The following is a 22,740-nucleotide window of genomic DNA, read 5'->3' on the forward strand; positions in this document are numbered from 1 at the left end:
GGGGGAGTGGCGTTATAGTCTTTCTATAGCGCCACTCAGGGTGAGTAAACTCTTCTGAATGTCACTATAAAGCTACTATCTAAACCCGGACAGCTGAGTGTTACTATTCGCCATTATTAATGACTCATGTCCGTTTTTGGCCCGAATGATTGCTAATAAAAAACAACACTTACGAAAACAGCCTTTCCATTTGATCTTCCCTGTTCCCGATTTTCCTCCCTTTTCCAAATGGAATACACAGAGGTGTTCCAAATATCGGATCCCTCATAATTTGACATTCCATTTGAAAAACTGCCTTCAATGTATCTGCTGTAATAATATCTTCCGGTCTTCCATGAGCATATATCGTTTTTTTCTGAACAGCGACGATATAATGAGCATACCTGCAAGCCAAGTTAATATCATGTAAAACCATGACAATTGTTCTTTGCTCTTTTTCGTTAAGATCAAAAAGTAAATCTAAAACCTCAATCTGATGAGCCATATCAAGATAGGTTGTAGGTTCATCCAATAAAAGCGTTTCCGTTCCTTGAGCTAACGTCATCGCAATCCAAGCTCTCTGCCTTTGACCTCCAGACAAGGAATCCACTGAACGTTCACTTAAATGAGTCATATTCGTTGACTTTAAAGCATCTTGAACCATACGTTCATCTTCACTGGACCACTGCTTTAACCAACTTTGGTGTGGATACCTCCCCTGTCTAACTAATTGATCGACAGTTAAACCTTCCGGAGTAGAAGCGCCTTGTGGAAGTATCGACATTTTTTTTGAGATTTCTTTTGTCGGTAGCGAAGCAATTTTTTCGCTATCTAAAAACACAGTCCCTTTATCAGGTTTAAGTAATCGAGCCAACGTCCTTAGCAACGTAGATTTACCGCAGCCATTAGCACCAATAAAGACGGTTATCTCGCCCTTTGGAATTTCCAGATTTAAGTTTTCAATAATCGGTTCTGCATCATACCCGAATGTTAAATCAGCGGCTTGTAAACGAACCATATTTCTAACCCTCCTTATCAAAATTGATGACGATTTTTAAATAACAAGTATAAAAAGAAAGGAGCACCAATACCTGCAGTAAAGACACCTGCTGGAATATCAATCGGATAAAAAACGGTTCGTGCAACTAAGTCAGCTGAAAAAACAAGTAATCCGCCCACTAGAGCCGAACTTAAAATTAACCCGGCAAATTGCCTTCCTATTAGTGCACGCGCTATATGAGGAGCAATCAGTCCAACAAACCCTATCGCTCCTGCAGCTGATACAGCAACGCCTGCTAGTATCACGCTAAAAAGCAGTAAAGCCATTCTGTGAAATTCCACCTTCACACCAAGTCCCGATGCCACTTCATCCCCAAATTGTTGTGCATTGAGGCTTCTAGAGAAGAGTAATACAAGGGGAGTAATGACTAAAATAACGATAGCCACAGTTCGAACATCCTCCCAGGAAGCTCCATAAACGCTTCCTGTCAACCAAAGATAAGCCTGACCTGCTGATGCTGAAGGACTTAGTACGAGCATAAAAGTTGTTCCTGCACTCATTACTGCCGAAACACCGATGCCAATTAAAATAAGCCGGATCGGTGTTACACCATTTTTCCACGACATCATGTAAATAAAAACAGAAACAATAATACCTCCGGAAACAGCAGCTAATGGTAAATAAAAGAGACTTAACGTTCCTGACAAATACGTAATAAAAGCAACTGCGGCTACAGAAGATCCCCCCGTTACACCAATAATATCCGGCGCAGCGAGTGGATTCCGTATCACCCCTTGCAAAATGAGCCCTGATAATCCTAAGGCAGCACCCGTAAGTATCGAAACAAGCGTCCGGGGCAATCTCGAATTCATTACAATAAAATCATTTCCTCCTGTACTAACTCCTGCGATTGTCCTCACTACTTCTAATGGACTTAGTAACTTATTTCCCAGACTCGGTCCAAGAATCAGTGCTAAGAAAAGGGATATACATAATCCCAGAAGGATCAAAACTGTTTTTGTTTCTATTTGGAATGACATATGTTCTTTTGGATGTTGCCACGTTACATATTTTTTCACAGTTTGGTCACCCCTCGTTTCGCTATATAAATGAAGAAAGGCGCACCAATTATTGCTGTCATAACCCCAATGGGTACTTCCTGTGGCATGATGAGTAATCTAGCAACCACATCCGCCAATAATAACAACACTGCTCCAAGGACTGCGGCAAAAGGAAGTAGCCACCGATAATCATTACCAGTAAACGCTCTTGCAATATGCGGAATGACTAAACCGATAAATCCCACCGCGCCAACTACTGCAACGGAACTGCCTGCCAAAAATACGACAATGACTCCCATGACCACTTTTACTAGCCATACCTTTTGCCCCATACCTTTAGCAATGTCGTCTCCTGTGATCAGCAAGTTGATTGCTTTCCCCATGAATAGAGCTGTAATTATAGAAATAATCATAAAGGGTAAAACCGGAAGTAACATGTCCAGCGTTCGTCCACTTATTGAACCTGCAAGCCAAAATAAAACGTCTTGTAATCCCGCTTCGTTCATGACGAGAATCGCTTGTGTATACGATTGAAATAATGCACTGATTGCAGCTCCTGCCAGAAGAATTTTGATCGGCGTTAATCCATCTCTGCCTATTGACCCAAGAAAGTAAACAAATATTGCAGCAATTGTAGCTCCTAAAAAAGCAAACCACATTAAATATTGCAAAGATGACACTGAGAAAAAAACGATACCCACTACGACGAAAAAAATTGCACCTGTGTTTATACCAAATATACTCGGTGAAGCAAGCGGATTTTTGGTTAATGCTTGCATAAGTGCCCCCGCAATTGCCAAGCACGCTCCTATGACAGCACCAATCACCGCTCTAGGAAGACGATCTTTTAGTACAACAACATGTTCCGTCACTGCTTCATTGTAATTCAAAAATGAATCAATAGCCTGCACCACAGATATAGGTGTTTGCCCCACTATAATACTTGAAATAAATGCTAGGACAAAAATCAATACCATAACTGCTAAAGTGAGTATTTTCATCTTACTTGTTAGTATATATCTACCCATATCATTACACTTCCATCGTTTAACTGGTTTTGTAACTCCAAATGTTTGGCTTAAATCTTTTCTAGCGAAAGTACTTACTCTTCGATTTCAAAAATTTCGTAAAGATCATCTAGCATTAGGTGTGCAGAGATATAACCTCCCGCACTATTCCAAGGCACTTCTTCTACCATAACTACTTGATCATTTTTTACAGCTTCAAGGTTTCCCCATAATGGATGACTTGTCCATTCCTTGAACGTTTGTTCAATTTGTTCCGTCTCAGTTCCTGAGTTAAAATTAAAAATCATATCAGCATCTGCTTCAGGAATACTTTCTTTAGAAGATAGTTTGATTCCCCATTCTTCCGGATCGTCATGGCCTTCAGGTCTTGTGAACCCAGCATCTTGTAAAATTCCACCAGCATAACCCATATAAAAAATACGTGCGTGATCCGCTCTGAAATTAGTAATTGCAACTTCAATAGGCAGATCGTCACCCATTTCCTCCTTGAAATCTGCAATTCTAGTGTTATAATCCTCAAGCAATTGGTCTGCTTCTTCTTCTTTATTCAAAGCTTGCCCCATGATATTGAGAGTATCTTTCCAGTCATAAACAGCTTCCCCTACAACCGTAGGAGCAATATCACTAAGGTGGTCATAAATTTCTTCGTGGCGTGTTAAAGAGGCAATAATAAGATCCGGTTCTAGTTCAGATATAGCTTCTAGATTAGGTTGCGTTTCCTCTCCAACAATCTCTATTCCTTCTAAATCTTCTCGTAAATACTCGTAAATTGGTTTCTCTGTCCACGACTCAACAATTCCAACTGGTTTTATTTCCAGAGCAGTAATTACATCATTTGCACCCTGGTATAAGGTCACTACAGTTTCCGGAGTTCCTACAATTTCTGTTTCCCCTAGAGCATGCTCAACGATACGAACTTCATTATCCGAAGTCTCACTTTCACTTTCACTTTCTACTGCATTATTTGTAACCGTTTCAGCACTATTGGCCTCTTCATTTGCCCCGCACGCTGTAAAAACTGTCAGCAAAAATAGGCTCGAAACGAGTCCACTGATTATTTTAGTTTTTTTCATCATTCTGAATCCCCCTCGTTTTAATTGATAATGATTTTCAATATCAATTATAGTATAGAGGTCATCTTTCCAGGCGTCAACACACTTCAATGAATTTTAAGACAATTTAGAATTAAATACCTTAGTGACAATAGGCTCTTTTTTATAAATCATGTAAGTCAACTCGCAACTTTGGAATGAAACCAGTCGGTGTCAGTTCACACGTACTAGAAAACACATATATAGGGAATTTACAAGAAGGGGTTGCCCGCGGAAAGCGTCCGCCTAGAGTGGATTCGAGCCTCGCAGTTCGACGAAAATAACAATCTCTAAAAGACGGATAATTATATAAATTTCTTCGTAAAAAAGAGGTATTCAGCGAAAGCAGAATACCTCTTTTTTGTGAATCACACAATACCCATTCAACTAATTCAAGCTAGTTTGAGCAGTATACGTTTCAAGATATCTCTCGAAACCTGCTCTATCTGTAGGCTTTAAAAACAAATAACCTTGTCCAAATCTACAGTTGTATTTTTCTAACATTTCAACCTGACATTCATACTCTATCCCTTCAGCAATCACCTCAAGATTTAAATTCAATCCTATATCCATAATTGTTTTAATCATCGATTCACTTGCCGAGTCCAAAATACCATCAATAAATGACTTGTCGATTTTAATCGTATCAATGGGAAGCTCTCTAAGAATATTCAAGGAGGAGTATCCCGTTCCAAAATCATCAATCGATGTCTTCACGCCAATCTTCCGCAATCCTCTTAACAATTCAGTAGACTCGGCTTTATTTTGCATCACACTTTCTGTGATTTCTAATTCTAAAAACTGAGGTTCAAGACCTGTATTTTGTAAAACGCCTTTTACGGTTTCAAGGAAAGCGTTTTGCTGGAATTGCGGGACAGAAACATTTACCGACACGCATAAAAGTGGAAATCCTTCCTCTTGCCATCTTTTGTTTTGTTTACAAGCTGTTTCTAAAACCCACTCTCCTATGGCAACAATTTGTCCCGTTTCTTCTGCTATTGAGATAAACTCAACCGGTGATACTGATCCAAGTTCAGTACTATCCCACCGTAAAAGCGCTTCCATACCAATAATTTCTCTTGATTGTAGATTAATTTTAGGTTGATACACTAGATGGAATTCGTTATTATCGATTGCTTTTCTTAATTCACTATCAATTTTCATCTTTCTTACCATTATTTCATTCAATTCGGAATTGTAAAAACGGAATTTATTTCTTCCATTTCCCTTTGCCAAGTACATGGCGGCATCTGCATTTTTAAGTAACGATTCCCGATCTTCCCCATGCTCTGGATATAAACTTATTCCGATACTTGCTGTAACTGTCATTTCATGACCGGCAACACTAAAAGATTTCGAAAACTCGTTTAATATATTTTTAGCTGCGATAATGCAATTCTCTTCTGTAGTTTCCGATAGGATGATGACAAATTCATCTCCTCCTATTCTGTAAATTTCTGCATCATCATCTGTTGAATATTGTAACCGAATCGAAGCTAACTTTAACAGTTGGTCTCCTATTTGGTGCCCAAGCGTGTCATTTACAAGTTTAAATTGATCTAAATCAATCAATAACAAAGCAACTGTGCTGTCATTTTGTTTTGCTAGTCCCATTTGAAGTCCCAAATCGTGATGAAAACTTGTACGATTATTCAAGCCGGTTAATGAATCATGAAACGCTAAATTCCTGTATTCACTCATCAGATTTTTATTTTTCTTAATAATCGAGAGATGCCGAGTAATAATCATAAAGAAAATAATACTTATACCAATACTCAAAGCGTTAAGCTTCCATTCATAGCTCTGGGAAACTAGAACAATGAGAATTACCGCACTTATATATGGAAAAATAGGCTCTTTCTCACTCACATATTTTTTTGGTTGTATTTTATTATAGGGATTTTCTTGCTCAAAAAAACTAGCAAACCCGATCAACATTACAGCAAATACCCATAATGGTTCGAGAAAACCTCCTATTCCGTATGTCCCATAAATAGATAGAAATGTATAACCGAAGTCAGCAAGAAGTTGCAAGGAAAATGCAACAATTATAATTTGGATCAGTTTTTTTTCAATACTATGTCGAGCAAGGTAGTAGAGACACGTTAAAACAAACGCAATACTTAAGTTCGTTATTTGAAAACCTATATTAATAATTGTCATCAAAAAGGAGTTACTTTGAATAACGATGAGTGGTTCAATGAAATAATGAATACTAATTACAGACACAACCAACATAAAAACATTGATATTAAATAAATACGGGTTATTTGCACCAAAGCCATTAATTATCCTCGTTTTATAAATTAGTGCCGCTAAATAGAATATATATGCTAAGAGCCAGAATAACCATGAAATATCAGGGTAAATAGTGTCCCCTCTAGTAATTAAGACAAAAATCCAGATCAAATTTCCTGAAATGTTTAGAGAGACACCAAAAATTAACAACAGCCAGAAATATCTTTGTTTCGTTCTATTCTTACGATATGCCTGATAAAGCCAGATTAAACTCAAAGTTCCTCCAATAAATGGAATAGAACTCGCTCCAAGTGCACCCATCCATTCGTTTTCTTTAAATAGATAATTCCATACGTAAAATAATGTGATGATAATGGTAATAAGCAGAGCGCCTGACTGTTTTTTAGTCATCATAATAGTTCCTCACATTCTCTCAAATGTATTAGTTAGTTTGTAAACATATATACAAAAAAGCTACTCCCTTATGGAAATAACTTCGTTCGTTATTCCTTTGGGAACCCAGCAACCATAGTGATCTCCTTAGGCCTGTAGCTTTGCGTCCTCACTTTTCAATGAGTTTGCCGTTTCAATGAAATATATTTAAATGTACACAGTTATATTTTACCATACAAACTCTTAGGAGACTAGTTATATTTAACTATTCAAAGTTTCAAATTAAACATATATTATATATCTAAAGAATTAGCCTCTCCGCTTACTAGCCAGAATCTTTTTCTGTGTGTAGAGTACCTGGCCTATAAAATCTTTATTTTAGGAAAGTATTTGTGGTATCGTGAAATATACTTTTATTGAAGGAGGTACTCACACATGAAAATAAACTTCTTAACGCAAATTTTACTTGCATTCTTGTTAGCCATCGTACTAGGGATGGCAGTTGGACCCGAAATTGAAGTAGTATCCCCTTTAGGAGATGCGTTCCTTAGATTAATTCAATTTATTATTGCTCCTCTCATACTAGCTACTCTAGTAGTAGGTGTGGCTGGAAATGGTGATTTAAAGAAAGTCGGTCGCATCGGTGGAAAGACAGTTGTATACTATTTAGCCACCTCAGCTATTGCTATTTCACTCGGTCTTGGAATAGGTTATTTATTTGCGCCCGGTGAGGGGGTTGATATTCCTATGGAAAATATCGATGAAAGTGCCGCTGAAACAGGGCAGCAAAATAGCGTGATAGATACGCTATTAAATATTATTCCAACCAATCCTTTTCAGAGTTTGGTAGAAGGAAATATTCTGCAAATTATATTCTTTGCTATTTTTCTCGGAGTTGGAATTGCGGCTGTAGGCAAGCGGGCCAAACCTGTTCTCACTTTTTTCGAGGGCTTCTCTGAGGTCATGTTTAAAATCACTGGATTTGTGATTATGCTCGCACCAATTGGTGTTTTTGGTTTGGTAGCACCTATTGTTGGAGATCATGGGCTGGCTATTCTGTTACCGTTATTAAAAGTGATTATAGCAGTCGCTGTCGCATGTATTATACATGTCGTCATCACTTATTCAATCGCGGTGAAAACTTTAGGAAAAATGAGCCCAATCACTTTCATGAAAGGGATCGCACCCGCTGCTATTTTAGCGTTCAGCTCAGCAAGCAGTGCAGGCACACTTCCGCTCACAATAAAAAATACAACGGAAAATCTTGGTGTATCCAAAGGAACGAGCAGTTTCGTTTTACCACTTGGAGCCACGATAAATATGGATGGCACTGCTATTTACCAAGGTGTCGCCGTGTTATTTATTGCTCAGTTTTATGGTATTGAATTAAGTGTCATGCAGTTACTTAGTGTTGTTTTGATTGCGACACTAGCCTCTATTGGCACAGCTGGTGTTCCAGGTGCAGGTTTAATCATGTTGAGTCTTGTATTAACTTATATAGATCTTCCACTTGAGGGCATTGCGCTAATTGCCGGGATTGACCGCATTCTTGATATGTTTCGGACTTCTGTAAACGTTATTGGTGATGCTTCCGCAGCCGTCATCGTGGATCGCACCGAGCCTTTGGATAAAGAGGATAAAGCAATAAGTACGTAAGAACATCAAATAATTAGTTTCATAGAAAAAACTGCCTCAGAATTATGGGGCAGTTTTTCTGTATTCTATAGCGAAAGTTTTTGTTTTAACGAGATATCGAGCAGAAGAACGTCTATTGGGATCATCAGCTTGATATATCAGATGGAGTGTCACTAATATTCCGTTCAGTGACACTCAACGCGATACAGTTCTAGTAGATGGAAATACATGTTGAAATTTTATCCATATATAGCAATGACTGATGATGTAAAGATTTAATGGGCAATCATCTCGTGCGCAATCTCGTCGCCATCCATGTCTGATGGGTAATAAGTCGGCCAGTTGGTAACTTCTTCTAGCAGTTCTTCGCGGTTTTCTCCCCAATACAGGTGATAGTGGTCCGATTTTGTAGGGGAAATAATGTGATCACTGAATTGAATATACTGCGGCATATACTCAGATTCGTCCATCCGTTCAAAGATGAACCTAACGCCTCTATTTCCTGCTTCGTACGTAAGAATTTCATACCCATCATACGAATACTCACTGGAATATGCCTCTCCATCTTCATGAAAGGTAACCGTGTCATCCTCGAAAACAATCCGGTCGACATTTGTTTCATAACCGACCTCATAATATTCTTTATATTCCTTCTCAGTCATATCCTCATCTTGCTCGGCTTTATGCGAGAATACGTCATCCAGTTCGCCATCCAGCAAGTAGGGGTAGACAGATTGCCAATCCCCTTCCCAATCAGAGAGGGAGCGATCCTCCACCTGATCATCTTCAAAGTACCCGTTATAAATTTGTTCCGTTTCCTCATCATGGTCATGGTCATGATCATGATTGTTATCATGATCATGGTTGTTATCATCGTCATGATCGTGATTATTTTCATGATTATGGCTGTTCGAATTTGTTTCTTCCTCCGTTTCGGGAGTTTCAGCTGTCTCAGAGGAGGAGCCGTTATTTTCTTCTTCGTCTGCGGATGCTTCCTCCGCAGAATTGGAAGACCCGCATCCTGCTGCTAAAAAAGCGGTGATTGTGAAAATACTTAACATTTTGGTAGATGAATTCATTATAAACACTCCTTCTTTTAATTTTAAATCGAAATCATTACGCTTTACGATTATACATAGATTCCCAGTTAGCGTCAAGCAATTATAATGAACTGTTTCTGAATCTATGAATAACGAAGCTCAAATAAAAAAACGTTTGTTAAGGTATCTCGAAAATAATGATACAATTGTTTTTCGGAAGGAAAGAAGAGATCATATCAACCTTTCCATAGCCTTTATAACTGGAACCGACCGACTTAATCAGAAACAGAACTCGATTGAACTCCTGCGTAAAGTTGGATTAAAAAATCGTCATCTGGATTAAAAATCACTAATTCGTCCCTCCACAAAAAAAGAAAAAAAAGGAGAAATAAAATGGGAACTTCCTCAAGCCTTCCTCCTGTACCTTTACAAACTGAGGTATCTAGTAAGCAATATATGAAACTTGCCATTCCCTTAATGATTTCTACAATGACAACACCTTTGTTAAGCTCTGTTGATACTGCTGTGGTTGGACAATTGACTGATCCTTCCTACATCGGTGGTGTGGCAGTTGGAAGTATAGTCTTCAATACCTTATTCTGGGTATTGGGATTTCTAAGATTAAGTACATCAGGTTTCACTGCACAAGCGCATGGTGCAAACAATGAAAAAGAACTTTATCAAGCATTTATTCGTCCTTTTATGATCGCTGTTTTTTTTGGTTTAGCCTTTATCATTTTCCAGGAACCTATCAGGTGGCTGTCACTAACTGTCATTCACCCTACCACCGAGGTCGCAGAACAAGCTAAGCTCTATTTTAATATTAGAATCTGGTCGTCCCCTTTCACACTCGTTAACTATGTGATTCTTGGCTGGTTGATCGGAAAAAGCTATGTAAAGAGCGCCCTGTTCATTCAAATTGGCATGAATTCTATTAATATTTTGTTAGATCTCTTATTTGTCCATGTCTTCAACTGGGGCGTGCAAGGGGTAGCATTTGCAAGTTTACTCGCAGAATTAAGTGCTGTTTTGAGCGGAATCATTCTACTACTCCTTCTCAACAAAACCCTTTTAAACTGGTCTTTATTCTCGTGGTCAGATATTTCAAACACAAGTTCCTTTAAAAAAATGCTAGAAGTGAACCGGGATTTATTTATTCGCTCTGTATGCTTGCTAACGGTTTATACAATGTTTACTTCCTTAGGAGCAAGAATGGATGACACAACTTTGGCAGCCAATGCCATTTTATTTCAAATTCATTTTTTGCTTGCCTATTGCTTCGGTGGTCTATCCAATGCAAGCAGTATATTAATCGGCAGATCCATAGGAATGAAACAGCCTAAGTTATTTCATAATATATTAAAGCTCTCCGCAAAGTGGGGCATTATTTTTAGTGTTGCGCTAACTCTCTCGCTTGTAGCCGGGGCAGAAGTAATTATTTCGTTTTATACGTCCATTCCCGAAGTTCAACGTCTTTCGGAGATCTATTTTTTCTGGTTGTTATTATTCCCGATTTTCACATTCTGGGGCATACAGCTAAACGGCGTTTTCTCAGGTGCAACCGAAGCCGCTCCAATCAGGAATTCACTTATTGTCTCGATGCTCGTTTTCATCACAAGTGCAGCTATCCTTGTTCCTATTTTTCAGAATCACGGTTTGTGGGCATCGTTCATTTTATTTTCATTAGCACGGTCTATTAGCCTCGGAATGTATGTACCAAAACTCTCTGCTCGAGTTTTTCCTGAAAAGACGATTGAGACTAAATATTTTAAGGATACAATGGATAGATAATATGACCTACTTCTGCTTTAGTGACACTCATCCTAATATCGCAGATGCTAGTGTTACTATAGTCTGATTTAGCTACAGTCAGACGCACAATTCAGTCGGAATGTCGCTAATGATGGCGTTTAGGAACAGTCCGCGCTTTGACAATTTTTGAATGTCACCGTATACGGCTGATAGTTTCATTCGGAGAGTGACCGTTACGTCGAATGTAACTATTCAATATCTTCTATCAAAATACATTTATCTGTGGCTCTGCACCTATATATTTATGCAGGCGTCATTAAAAAGTAAGTTATTTCGCATAACAAAAAGCCTAGAAAGTTAATTCTAGACTCTGGTTCTATCTGTATATCTAATTAAAACTACTTTGTAAAGATTCCAAAGGGTTGTCCTATAGGCAGGAAAACTTTTCCGAAGTGTTTGTTTAATAAGATGGCCCCGGCACCGTAAAATGACAGCAAGGCAATGATTAACTCCGCTATTGCTGCTAACATATGCGTGACTTCGTACATCACGTTAAAGGAGCTTAACGTTAAGCCAATGAATAAGAAATCAATAAAAACAAAGATGAAGAATAATACTTTGTTTGTCTCCATTGCTCCGATTGTCATAAAAAGAGTGAAAATTAAATAGCCAAGAAAGGCAATCCCAAGTTGTTTTGGATCTGCATTTGCTGCCAGTGTTTCACCGAAAACTCCTAATTGAATCAACCAGCTAGTTCCGACACCAAACCAAAAGAGTCCAAATGCTCCGAAAGCCGTTGTCCCAAACATGTTATTATGCTTGGAATCTAGTATCGCCGCTATTAACTGAGCCATTCCACCTAAGAAAAATGCCCATGGTAGGATTAAAGAAAGCCCTTCTGTTATTCCTAATTTTTGTGATGATGCGACCAATGTCACCATTGCTAAACCAAACAATCCTAGTGCTGATGGATCTGCTGTTGTAATTCTCACCTGTGTCTCATTCTGAGTATCCATTTTTTCCTCCTAAAAAAGCTCATATCTTCTATTTATAAATACAGTACGATCTCCCGCCAACCCCCTCTATAAAATGCGGTACTGCTGCAGTTTTATGGTAATACATGAGGTTGAAACTGCGGTCTACCGTTCTCCCTTAAAAAACATACTTAAACAATGTAACGAATTACACATGGCGTGTCAATAAATAAATTACATGAAACAAATGGTATCAACTGGGTAATTTCAAGTTTAAAATGAGGCTGAATATTTTTATTTTTCACACAAGAAAAACGGCATAGCCGTCTTTTTGTCAAAAAAAAAGATGCTCCAAAAGGTTAACATACCTTTTGAAACATCTAACCTAACTTCTCTTAAGCCCACCACATATCTCCGGCAGATTCCCGGATTAAAACGGTATCCAAGTTTTTCACCGCACGCGCAAATCCTTCGTCAATGGACATGATCGGGTCTTCATGTTCAATGCTGACAACCGAGTCATAGTTATACATACGAAGAGCACTCATCATATCGGACCACTCTTGCAGGCTATGCCCACAACCGACACTTCGGAATGTCCATGCGCGCGACTGTACCTTGCCGTAAGGTTGCATATCAACTAACCCATACATATTCACATTATCTTGATCAATATACGTGTCTTTTGCATGGAAATTGTGAATGGCACCAGCCTTACCAAGAATTTTAATTGCTGCTACCGGATCAATACCTTGCCACCACATGTGACTAGGATCTAAGTTTGCACCAATAGCTTCGCACGTGGCCTCGCGCAATTTTAACATCGTGTAAGGGGTGTGAACTAGAAAACCTCCATGAAGCTCAAGGCCTATTTTCACATCATGTTCCTCCGCAATCTGTCCAATTTCTTTCCAATATGGGATTAGTTTATTTTCCCATTGCCATTCCAGAATATCACCGTACTCGGCTGGCCAAGGAACGACCGGCCAGTTCGGCTGTTTTGCTTCCTCGCTATCACCGGCTGTCCCCGAAAAAGCATTAACTACTGGAACGCCTAAAAGAGAAGCTAGTTTGATTGTTTTGCGTAAAACAGTATCAGACTCCTCTGCAAATGCTTGATCCGGTGTAATCGGATTGCCATGGCAACTGAACGAACTAATTGTCAAACCGCGAGAAGTGACTGCATGTAAATAGTCTTGGCGTTTTTGCTCATCCTCTAAAAGGTCATCTAGCGGACAATGATCGTTACCGGGGTAACCTCCTGTACCAATTTCAACTGCATCAAGACCGGCAGCTTTGACATGATCAAGCATCTCTTCAAATGACTTATCACCAAATAATACCGTAAATACTCCTAATTTCATCTGACTACACTCCTTTATTTAAAGTAATAATTTGTTTCGTGTCTTGCGACTCTAATGCCCCTAAAATAACTTGCAGTGATTTCATGCCTTCTTCTCCACTAACAAGTGGCTCTTTATTATCCAGAATAGCTTCAACAAAATGATCAATGACGTGTGAGTTTGTTTGTCCACCTTCATCATTCGATTGAATTTGATCCAACTCATGTTTGATGACATTTCCATTTTGATACTCTTCAATGAGAGAATACTTCGGATCTGCTTCTAAACGGAGAATCCCTTTTTCACCATAAATGATGGTTGAGTTATCACTATTAGGTGCATACGCCCAGCTTGCTGAGAGGGTACCGATGATACCGCTTTCCGTTCGTAAAATACAAACCGCATTATCGTCTACTTCCGTATTTTGTTTTGCATTCGTTTCAATAAATGATCCGACTTCTGAAAAATCACCTAGTAAATAGCGTATTAAATCGGCTTTATGCACACCTAAGTCGCCCATTGCACCGATAAACGCCTGATCTTTATTAAAGAACCAACTCTCCGCCCCGTCAATACTCCATCCCTCTGGACCACCATGACCGAAAGTTGTTTTAAAACTGTAAATTTTCCCTAGCTTGCCGCTATCAATAATTTCCTTCGCAGTTTGATGAGAGGAAACAAATCGTTGATTATGCGCAATCATTAGTTTTTTGCCGTTAGCTTTCGCTGCTGTGATCATTGCTTCGGCTTCTTCTGTCGAGGTAGCCATTGGCTTTTCACACAACACATGTTTACCGGATTTTAATGCATCAATCGAAACTGGAGCATGTAAATAGTTGGGCAAACAAACACTGATTGCATCAATATTAGTGAGTTTGATAACTTCTTTATAATCAGTATAAGCCTTTGCCCCATAAAATGCCGCCATTTTTTCCGCTCGTTCTGCAACAATATCGCACACAGCATGAATTTCCACTTGCTCGTTTGCCTCGTATTCTACTAGATGACGTAATCTTGCAATACTTCCACAGCCAATTACTGCTACTTTTAACATTTTCATTCCTCCATTTTTATGTTCTATGTTATTTCCTTGATAAATACGGGAGTTTTGTTTTCAAGTAATTCATGCTGATTTCCAGACTTTTAAAAGGTGTTAACCGGCTGACATCCTGCTCAACCACCCACCACTGAACTCCAGCTTCTTCGCCCAGCCCGAGTACTGACTCAATGTCGACACCACCTGTTCCAAGCTCCGCAAAAAATTGTTCTTCGTCTGTAGTCATATCTTTCAGGTGGATGACCGGAGTTCTCTGCTGGTAGCGCTTCACCCACTCAACAGGGTCTTCTCCAGCTTTTTTCAGCCAGTAAATATCAAGCTCTGTTTGAACATATTCTGCATTTGTATCATCAAAAATAGCCTCTAATGCCATTCTTCCATCTTTAAGACGTTCCAGTTCAAACTCGTGATTATGGTAACAAAGAGTTAATCCCTCTCGTCGGCAAGCTGCTCCTGCTTTTTCTAATATCGGTAGGAGAGCTTGATAATCTTCGTCAGTTCGTTCATCTGGCATTAAAAATGGGCACACAACATACTTGCTTCCTAAGACTTTTTGATCTTCAATGACTTGATTCAAGTTATTTTTTATTTGATCAAGCGGGATATGACTAGCTGCTGCGCGAAGCCCTAACTCATCTAATAATGCTCTTACTTCTATTGGAGAAAGTCCCCCATAACCAGCAAATTCCACACCATCAAAACCAAGGTCCGCAATTTTTCTTAACGTACCGGCAAAATCTCGCTCACTTTCTTCTCGTAAGGTAAACATCTGTACAGCTACAGGAATAGTTTTCATCTTTTGTACCTCCATGCTTATTGTGTTTTAGTTTGCTGCGAAACCGTTCTCATTTCAAAAACTATAAAACTCTGTGCAATAGAAGCGAGTACCATTCACCCCGTTCATCCTTGAAGCAGTATTCATCACTTATTTGATTTCATCATAACTGATTGATTCCTTTATTAAAATAAATGATATAATTAATACATATACTATCTTGCTATTTTTTACTAAAAGGAGTTTACAATGATACATCTTGGTCTATGTAGTTATTCCTATCACTCGAAGCAATTTCACACGATTCATAAGACTGGTTTTGAAAGCTATCTGTTTCGATTTCAAACAGAAGGCCAGTGTCAAATAGTCATTAAGGGAAGGACTTTCCATATTGAAAAAGGGGACCTCATGCTGCTCAAACCTGGAGAGCATTATGAGCTTAGAATTGAAGAAGGACAAAATAGTGGTGACTATCATTTATTTTGTCATGGGAGTTGGGTGGATGAGTGGTGGTCCCGTTCTGAAAAGGCTAGTATTTCCCGAACAGAATTAGACGAAAAAATGTTATCTTTATGGCGGCATATTATTATTGAGGAACGTCGTCCGTTGTCTGAATCAAATGAGGAATTAAAAAATTATTTACTGAAGGCTCTTTGTTTATCGATCGAGCGTGCTGTAAATGAAACGGCTTCCTCCTTCAGTCGTCCATACGTTGTCACTCGTATGATGCGTTATATTGAGGAGCACGCACTGACTCCGTTTAAAATTGAAGACGCTGCTTCACACGTTGGGCTAAGTGTTTCACGGGCTGTCCATCTTTTTAAAGACAATGTTGGAAAAACGATGATTGAATACGCCCAGGACATTAGATTATCTTCTGCCATTGACCAGATGAAATATACCTTCATGACACTGGATCAAATTGCTGAAAACTGTGGTTTTGGCAGCTATCCATATTTTCATAAAGTATTTAAGAAAAGATACGGAATTCCCCCCGGTTCCTACAGGCGCCAAGGTTAGGGACGGTTATTAAATAGCATTCGGAAGTTTTGCTCCAGTATCAAAGCACTATGTAGTGTGTTAATACTCCTTATCATCAGGTTATAATAACTTTGCTATACCACGCAAAATTTTCGAATGTGAAGAAGCAGGATAGTTGTAAAGTTGTAAATATCAAGTATTCGACATTTAATATAAATTTCCTAATTCACTGCTTCATTTATCGGTGAGAAATGAAGCAGTGAACCGTCCCCTTGGGCTTAGCTTTTAAGTTTAATAATAAATTTTGTGAACCAATATGCAATAAATACGATGACGATATCTATGAAGAAAACATGGAGTTGATTTGTACCTTTTCTAAATTCAACTAATCCCATCCACTCTTCAACCGTGGCAAACCCAAAAGCAAACACAACACTCAAAAAAACGGCATACAAATAATAATTTTTATTATTATTTGTACAATATTGATATAAAAGCATGAAAGCCACTGGAAGCGTGGAGGCGACAATATTTGTTACGAAAGGAAACAATGGAGATATAAAATATTTATGAACAAACAATCCGTGTCTTTCTAATGGAATACAAATATATGCCCATAGCATATGTACTGTGTACCCGTAGAATAAGATCTCAAATGTTCGTTTCCTGTCTATTGTAAAGTAAAGCAATATTAAAGGCGCCAGCAACAAAATTATAATTAGCCAGAATTGCCATGTTCCTGAGTGGGAGTATTCGTTCCAGTAAGGATAAATTAACGAATTAAACTCTTCCGATTCTTCATAAATTTCATGCCAATACTCTTTAAAATTCATTTTCTTACCTCCTTTTTCATCCTATATCCTTTCCTTTTTTGGAATTAATCATCCAACTTTTGAACTTTCCATCCCGGATAATGTTATTTGGCATTTGTAAATATTAAAATAGTCAAACTCCTTCAACTTTTCGCTATAAATAAATCAAAAAGGAGTGAGCACAGGGCTTCACTCCTTTTTTGATTCGCTTGCTAATATTTCTATTTTGCCAGTTGATAAATTTCAAATACATCCTTTTCAGCTAACTTAATAAAGTTTCCAATTGGACCTCTTTCCGTACCTTTTCTAGCCATCTCCTCAAAATGTTCTTCTCCAATGTCCACCTCGTTTAATTTCACAGGCATTCCAATCAAACGGAAGAATTGCTCTGTCTTTTGAATACCTTGAAGAGCTGTTTTTTCCAAATCATTTAAATCTATCTCTACATCCCATACTCGATTAGCAAACTGAACAAAACGATTGACGTCATGTTTATAGACATATTTCATCCATGCTGGAAAGATGATTGCTAAGCCAGCGCCATGAGCAATATCATAAATACCGCTTATTTCATGCTCAATATCGTGACTTCCCCAATCACCAATTCTACCAGTATTGAGGGAATCATTATGTGCAATCGTCCCTGCCCACATGATCTCCGCTCTCGCATCATAATTAGTCGGATCATCCAGAACAGTATGTGCATTATTTATGATTGTTTTCAAGGTCGCTTCACATAATCGATCGGTTAATTCCACGTTCTTTTCTCTTGTAAAATATCTTTCCAAAATGTGTGACATCATGTCGGTAATTCCGCAAGCTGTCTGATACGAAGGTAACGTGTATGAAAGAACCGGATTTAATATCGCAAATCTTGGCCTCATCGTTTCATGACCAACCGCCCTCTTATAAGATCCGTCCTCGTTTGTTATCACACTTCCCCCACTACTTTCACTTCCTGCCGCAGGAATTGTTAAAATAACTCCGAGAGGTAAACAATCATTTACAGAATTCTTACCATCAAAAAAGTCCCAGACATCCCCCTCATAATTCACCCCAGCTGCAATCGCTTTGGCTGAGTCAATGACACTTCCTCCGCCCACAGCTAGAATAAAGCCAATGTTATTTTCTTTACATAGAGTGACCCCTTCTCGAACAAGGCTAACTCTTGGATTAGGCTTCACACCACTCAACTCAAATATCTCTATTCCTTGCGCCTGCAAAGACTCAACAACTCTTTGATATAATCCATTTTTTTTAATACTCCCTCCACCATAATGCAAAAGAAGTTTCTTTCCATATTTCTTCGCCTCTTGGCCTACTACCTGTTCTTCATCTCTACCAAAGATGATTTTAGTTTCATTTTGAAAAACAAAATTTTGCATAAACATCTCCTCCTGATAATAGTTTAATTTATTTCACAAGGTAATAGCAATCGCTTACACTTTTAAGATCAAAGGACGGTTCGCTGCTTCATTTCTCCTCGAGAAATGAAGCAGCGAACCGTCCAAAATTTTCTAAGTTCTGCGTATGCGATCAAGAAGTACAGCTAAGATAATAACTACACCCATAACGACTTGTTGCCAATAATAATCTACGTTTAATAAAGTCATACCATTCGTTAAAACGGCTATAATGAAGACTCCAATGATAGTCCCTTGTATACGTCCACGACCTCCGACAAAACTCGTTCCACCAAGAATTACTGCTGCAATGGCATCAAGTTCAGATGCTACACCAACCATCGGCTGACCGGAATACAAGCGACTAGCCATGACCACCCCTGCTAAACCTGCTAACAGACCACTAATAGAGTATGCATGAATTAACGTTCTTTCTACTTTAATACCTGTTAAACGAGAAGCCTCTTCATTACCACCTACTGCGTAAATATGACGTCCAAATAATGTGTATTTTAAAACAATAAACATAATGATATAAACTATAGTCATGACATATACAGGTGTTGGAACCCCTAGAAAATACCCTGCACCAATGAATTTGAAGTTTTCTGATATTAACACAACGGGATATCCACCGGTAATGACATACGCTAATCCCCTCACGTAAGTCATGCTACCAAGAGTTACAATAAATGCCGGCAATTTAGGCACTGCTGTGAAATAACCGTTAATCGCTCCGGCAGCATAACCTACTGCAACACCAGCTGCCATTGCTACCGGAACAGGTACACCTGCATTCGAAAGCATTACTGAAACAACACCAGACAATGCTAATATTGAACCTACAGATAAATCAATACCACCTGTTAAGATAACTACTGTCATTCCAGCAGCAAGAATTGCTGTGATAGAACTTTGCTTAAGTATATTCATAATATTACCCGGATCAGTAAAACTTGGAGCAAAAATACTCATAATACCTATTAATAATAAAAGTACGATCAACATACCTAACCTATCAAAAATTATCTTACTACGTTTCTTCCAAGACATCTCAGTATGAGTTGAATTTTGTAATTTTGTATTCATTGGTTAATTTCTCCTGTAGCATGATACATGATTTTTTCTTGCGTCGCTTCCTCTTTAGATAAGTCAGCTTTTAATTCCCCTTCATGCATTACCAAAATCCGATCACTTACTGCAAGGACTTCCGGTAACTCGGATGATATCATTAGCACTGCCAATCCTCTTTCAGCCAAATTACATATGATCTTATGAATCTCCGTCTTGGCACCAACATCAACACCACGAGTTGGCTCATCTAGCAACAATACCTTTGGGTTGATAGATAACCATTTTGCTATAACAACTTTTTGTTGGTTTCCACCGCTGAGCCCCATAATATTTTGTTCTTTGGAAGCCGCTCTTACACCTAGCTCATTAATATATCGATCTGCTTCCTTGTCCATCAACTTTTTCTGTAATAATTTAAATTTACGGTAGGTCGGCAATCGATTCATTAAAATATTTTCTTTCACTGATAAATTAGCCATCAACCCTTGTTCTTTACGACTCTCTGGAACATGAGCAATTCCTAGTTTAATCGCTTCAACAGGACTATTAATATTTACTTTCTCACCATTTAAAATAATTTGTCCTTCTTTTAATTCCGATAATCCAAATATCGTCCGAATAAGTTCTGTTCTTCCAGCACCAACAAGACCCGCTAATCCTACTATCTCACCTTCGTGTATTTTCAACGAAACGTTACGAACTGTATTTTTATCAGAAATGCCCTTTAGCTCTAAAACAGGAATTTCTTCTTTGGATCTAATCTTTGTTACTTCACTTTTCTTAGTGAATAGATCAACTAGTTCCCTTCCTACCATATGCTTCACAAGGTTAGCAGGGCTAGTTTCCGAAATATGTCCTGTTGTGATCCATTCACCGTCTCTTAATACAGTAAATCGGTTGGATATTTGAAATATTTCATCCATTCTATGAGAAATATAAACGATCGCTACGCCTTTTTGCTTTAGCTCATCAATAATGCCAAAGAGCTTCAGTATTTCCTTGTCCGTTAAGGATGCTGATGGTTCATCCATAATTAGTATTTCAGAGTTTAATGATAATGCACGAGCAATTTCTACCATTTGCTGCTGTGCTACACTTAAAGTTGATACATTCACTTTTGGATTTAAGGTTGATCCGATAGATTTTAAAACATGATCTGCTTTTTCAAAAATATCGTTCCACTTTACCAAACCAAATTTATTTTTTTTGAATTTGGTACCCATCAAGATGTTTTCCCCAATAGAAAGATTGGGAGACAAGCTAATCTCTTGATGAATGACACTAATTCCCTTATTTCTGGCTTCCATAGGATTATTCCAATTTACTTCTGCGCCTTTATATATAGTCTTCCCAGAATCTGCATCTGGCTGATGTATACCTGCCATTATTTTCATTAATGTCGATTTACCCGCGCCATTTTCCCCCATCAAAGCATGAACTTCACCTTTAAATAGCTCTATATTTACATTTTTTAATACTTGAACATTAGTGAATGACTTGTTGATAGAATCCATTGTTAAAATAGGCGAAATTGTTTTTGATTGATAATCCTTGCGTTTTTTTTTTTGAAATTCAATATTTCCCCCCATATCAACCTCTCCCTATTTTTATTAGATATATGGAACTCTTTGTGGGAGTTCCATATTGATCATTTATACTAGGCAATCAATTTACCAACCCGGATAGGAATCTACGTTTTCCTGTGTGATAAATTCAGTTGGTATTAGTACTTCCTCATCAACTTGCTCTCCATCAAGGATTTTTAGCGCTAGATCTACTCCGTCAATCACCATTTGACCAGGGAATTGAGCAGATGTCCCAGCAAGGCTTCCACCTTCTTTTAATGCATCAATAGCACTTGGCGCACCGTCAACTGAGACGATGAAAAATTCTTCTTCACGTTTTGCTTGTTCTTGAGCAATTTGAACACCTATAGCTTCTTCATCATTAATAGTGAAAACCGCATCGATTTGATCATTAGCAGTTAGAACATCTTCCATTACAGAAAGTGCGGCTTCACGTTCACCTTCTCCATTTTGGTGTGCAACAATTTCAATATCAGGATACTTTTCTAGCACTTCATTAAAACCTTGAATTCGATCTGTAACAGCGGAAACTGGAGGGCCATCTATTATAACGATGTTCCCTTCTTCTCCAATTTGTTCTACTAAATATTCAGCAGCTAATCTACCTGCTTGCACATTATCAGACATTACAACTGTATTAATTCCACCTTCTGCGAATCCATCAAGAGCTATGACAGGAATACCTGCTGCTACTGCTTGACTCACCGCGCCAGCTATACCAGAAGAATCAAATGGACTTAATAGAATTACATCAACTTGTCTTGTTATGAAATCTTCAATTTGTGCAGTTTGTCTGGCTAGATCATGCTCTGCACTTACAGTCATAACCTCCGCGTCATAGTTCTCAGCAACTTCTTCAGCTCCATTTGACATTGCTACAAAGAAAGGATTACCTAAGGTAGGAACAGTTAACCCAATACTAAGTTTCTTCTCGCCGTCAACAGATGCGTCTGCATTATTTTCATTATTCTCATCATTTTCAACCTCTTCGTTGGGCGTATTAAGCGTATTCTCTTCTGCCTCAGTATTCTCTCCTCCTGCATTGCTATCGCTGCAGGCAGCCAAAAATAGTACAGTAAGAATTAATAATGCAAAAGTTATAAGTTTCATATTTTTCATTAGTCAAAATACCTCCAATAATATATTTTATCTTTAAAAAAGTCTGATACGTTGCACAAAACCGTGTTATAACATTAAAATGAAACTGTATCTATTGTCTTTCAATAGACACTGACTTGAGGTGTGGTATAAGGTTGTTTCCATTTGGTTGTGGGTATCCCTTTATCACATCTTTTTCATGTTAAATCAAAATTCCCCTGAAATTTTGTTGCTTGGGTTGTAAATGTTTTACCCTCTAATTTTATAGGCATCACCTCCTCTAATCTAAAATTAAAACGTTTACATTTCACACAACTCTAGCCCGATTTTTTACTTCAACCTATTTCAATTTTCTGATTTCTAATTTCTAATTAATACTTACTATAACAAAAGCATTAAAGTAACTATTTTAAATTATTT

The 22,740-nt window shown here is 38.2% G+C and carries 18 protein-coding genes and 1 riboswitch; of the genes, 3 read left to right on the top strand and 15 right to left on the bottom strand.

All coding sequences use genetic code 11. From position 1 onward, the window contains the following. Positions 1-169: 169 nt before the first annotated feature. From CEF18_RS15015 to CEF18_RS15035, 5 genes are all read right to left on the bottom strand, one after another. Positions 170-997: an ABC transporter ATP-binding protein gene (locus CEF18_RS15015; RefSeq protein WP_110937207.1), complete on the bottom strand. Its 828-nt coding sequence runs from the start codon at positions 995-997 to the stop codon at positions 170-172. 17 nt (positions 998-1,014) lie between these two features. Beyond that, a complete protein-coding gene (locus tag CEF18_RS15020; protein WP_407690402.1) occupies positions 1,015-2,058 on the bottom strand; it encodes a FecCD family ABC transporter permease in 1,044 nt (347 codons plus the stop codon). Continuing rightward, positions 2,055-3,068, bottom strand: coding sequence for a FecCD family ABC transporter permease (locus tag CEF18_RS15025; RefSeq protein WP_223292321.1), 1,014 nt, complete (start codon positions 3,066-3,068; stop codon positions 2,055-2,057). The genes CEF18_RS15020 and CEF18_RS15025 overlap by 4 nt, the downstream gene beginning before the upstream one ends. Before the next feature lie 74 nt (positions 3,069-3,142). Continuing rightward, on the bottom strand, positions 3,143-4,144 hold the full coding sequence (locus CEF18_RS15030; RefSeq protein WP_310793576.1) for an ABC transporter substrate-binding protein: 1,002 nt from the start codon (positions 4,142-4,144) through the stop codon (positions 3,143-3,145). A 402-nt stretch (positions 4,145-4,546) separates the two neighbouring features. Further along, the gene (locus CEF18_RS15035) at positions 4,547-6,811 is read right to left on the bottom strand and encodes a putative bifunctional diguanylate cyclase/phosphodiesterase (RefSeq protein WP_110937208.1); all 2,265 of its coding nucleotides are present in this window, start codon (positions 6,809-6,811) and stop codon (positions 4,547-4,549) included. 96 nt (positions 6,812-6,907) lie between these two features. Further along, a riboswitch (cyclic di-GMP riboswitch) is annotated at positions 6,908-6,990 on the bottom strand. A 235-nt stretch (positions 6,991-7,225) separates the two neighbouring features. Here CEF18_RS15035 and CEF18_RS15040 point away from each other — a divergent pair. Next, entirely contained in the window at positions 7,226-8,446 is a 1,221-nt protein-coding gene (locus CEF18_RS15040) for a dicarboxylate/amino acid:cation symporter (RefSeq protein WP_110937209.1), read from the top strand. Between the two features lie 254 nt (positions 8,447-8,700). Here CEF18_RS15040 and CEF18_RS15045 read toward each other — a convergent pair whose 3' ends face one another. Continuing rightward, positions 8,701-9,504, bottom strand: a complete 804-nt coding sequence (locus CEF18_RS15045; protein ID WP_110937210.1) for a metal-binding protein ZinT — start codon at positions 9,502-9,504, stop codon at positions 8,701-8,703. A gap of 354 nt (positions 9,505-9,858) precedes the next feature. On the opposite strand from CEF18_RS15045, the gene CEF18_RS15050 reads away from it, so the two are divergent. Beyond that, positions 9,859-11,256, top strand: coding sequence for an MATE family efflux transporter (locus tag CEF18_RS15050; protein WP_110937211.1), 1,398 nt, complete (start codon positions 9,859-9,861; stop codon positions 11,254-11,256). Positions 11,257-11,615: 359 nt separating this feature from the next. Here the strand turns inward: CEF18_RS15050 and CEF18_RS15055 are convergent, their stop codons facing one another. From CEF18_RS15055 to CEF18_RS15070, 4 genes are all read right to left on the bottom strand, one after another. After that, positions 11,616-12,233 (bottom strand): acetate uptake transporter, encoded by a 618-nt coding sequence (locus tag CEF18_RS15055; protein ID WP_110937212.1) that lies wholly within the window; start codon positions 12,231-12,233, stop codon positions 11,616-11,618. Positions 12,234-12,586: 353 nt separating this feature from the next. Next, positions 12,587-13,555, bottom strand: coding sequence for a sugar phosphate isomerase/epimerase family protein (locus CEF18_RS15060; protein WP_110937213.1), 969 nt, complete (start codon positions 13,553-13,555; stop codon positions 12,587-12,589). Positions 13,556-13,559: 4 nt separating this feature from the next. Beyond that, complete coding sequence (locus CEF18_RS15065) at positions 13,560-14,594, bottom strand: Gfo/Idh/MocA family protein (RefSeq protein ID WP_110937214.1); 1,035 nt, start codon at positions 14,592-14,594, stop codon at positions 13,560-13,562. A gap of 22 nt (positions 14,595-14,616) precedes the next feature. Next, positions 14,617-15,387, bottom strand: coding sequence for a sugar phosphate isomerase/epimerase family protein (locus tag CEF18_RS15070; protein ID WP_110937215.1), 771 nt, complete (start codon positions 15,385-15,387; stop codon positions 14,617-14,619). A gap of 228 nt (positions 15,388-15,615) precedes the next feature. Here CEF18_RS15070 and CEF18_RS15075 point away from each other — a divergent pair, with 228 nt between their 5' ends. Further along, a complete protein-coding gene (locus CEF18_RS15075) occupies positions 15,616-16,386 on the top strand; it encodes an AraC family transcriptional regulator (protein ID WP_110937216.1) in 771 nt (256 codons plus the stop codon). Between the two features lie 239 nt (positions 16,387-16,625). Here CEF18_RS15075 and CEF18_RS15080 read toward each other — a convergent pair whose 3' ends face one another. The 5 genes from CEF18_RS15080 to CEF18_RS15100 form a co-directional block, all read right to left on the bottom strand. Beyond that, positions 16,626-17,180, bottom strand: coding sequence for a hypothetical protein (locus CEF18_RS15080; RefSeq protein ID WP_110937217.1), 555 nt, complete (start codon positions 17,178-17,180; stop codon positions 16,626-16,628). Between the two features lie 200 nt (positions 17,181-17,380). Further along, entirely contained in the window at positions 17,381-18,544 is a 1,164-nt protein-coding gene (locus tag CEF18_RS15085; protein WP_110937218.1) for an iron-containing alcohol dehydrogenase, read from the bottom strand. 132 nt (positions 18,545-18,676) lie between these two features. After that, complete coding sequence (locus CEF18_RS15090; protein ID WP_110937219.1) at positions 18,677-19,651, bottom strand: ABC transporter permease; 975 nt, start codon at positions 19,649-19,651, stop codon at positions 18,677-18,679. After that, positions 19,648-21,225, bottom strand: coding sequence for a sugar ABC transporter ATP-binding protein (locus CEF18_RS15095; protein WP_183041080.1), 1,578 nt, complete (start codon positions 21,223-21,225; stop codon positions 19,648-19,650). The genes CEF18_RS15090 and CEF18_RS15095 overlap by 4 nt, the downstream gene beginning before the upstream one ends. 81 nt (positions 21,226-21,306) lie before the next feature. Beyond that, positions 21,307-22,341, bottom strand: a complete 1,035-nt coding sequence (locus tag CEF18_RS15100) for an ABC transporter substrate-binding protein (RefSeq protein ID WP_110937220.1) — start codon at positions 22,339-22,341, stop codon at positions 21,307-21,309. Positions 22,342-22,740 lie beyond the last annotated feature (399 nt).

The organism is Salipaludibacillus neizhouensis (genome assembly GCF_002886185.1).
GTDB classification, from domain to species: Bacteria; Bacillota; Bacilli; order Bacillales; family Salisediminibacteriaceae; genus Salipaludibacillus; species Salipaludibacillus neizhouensis.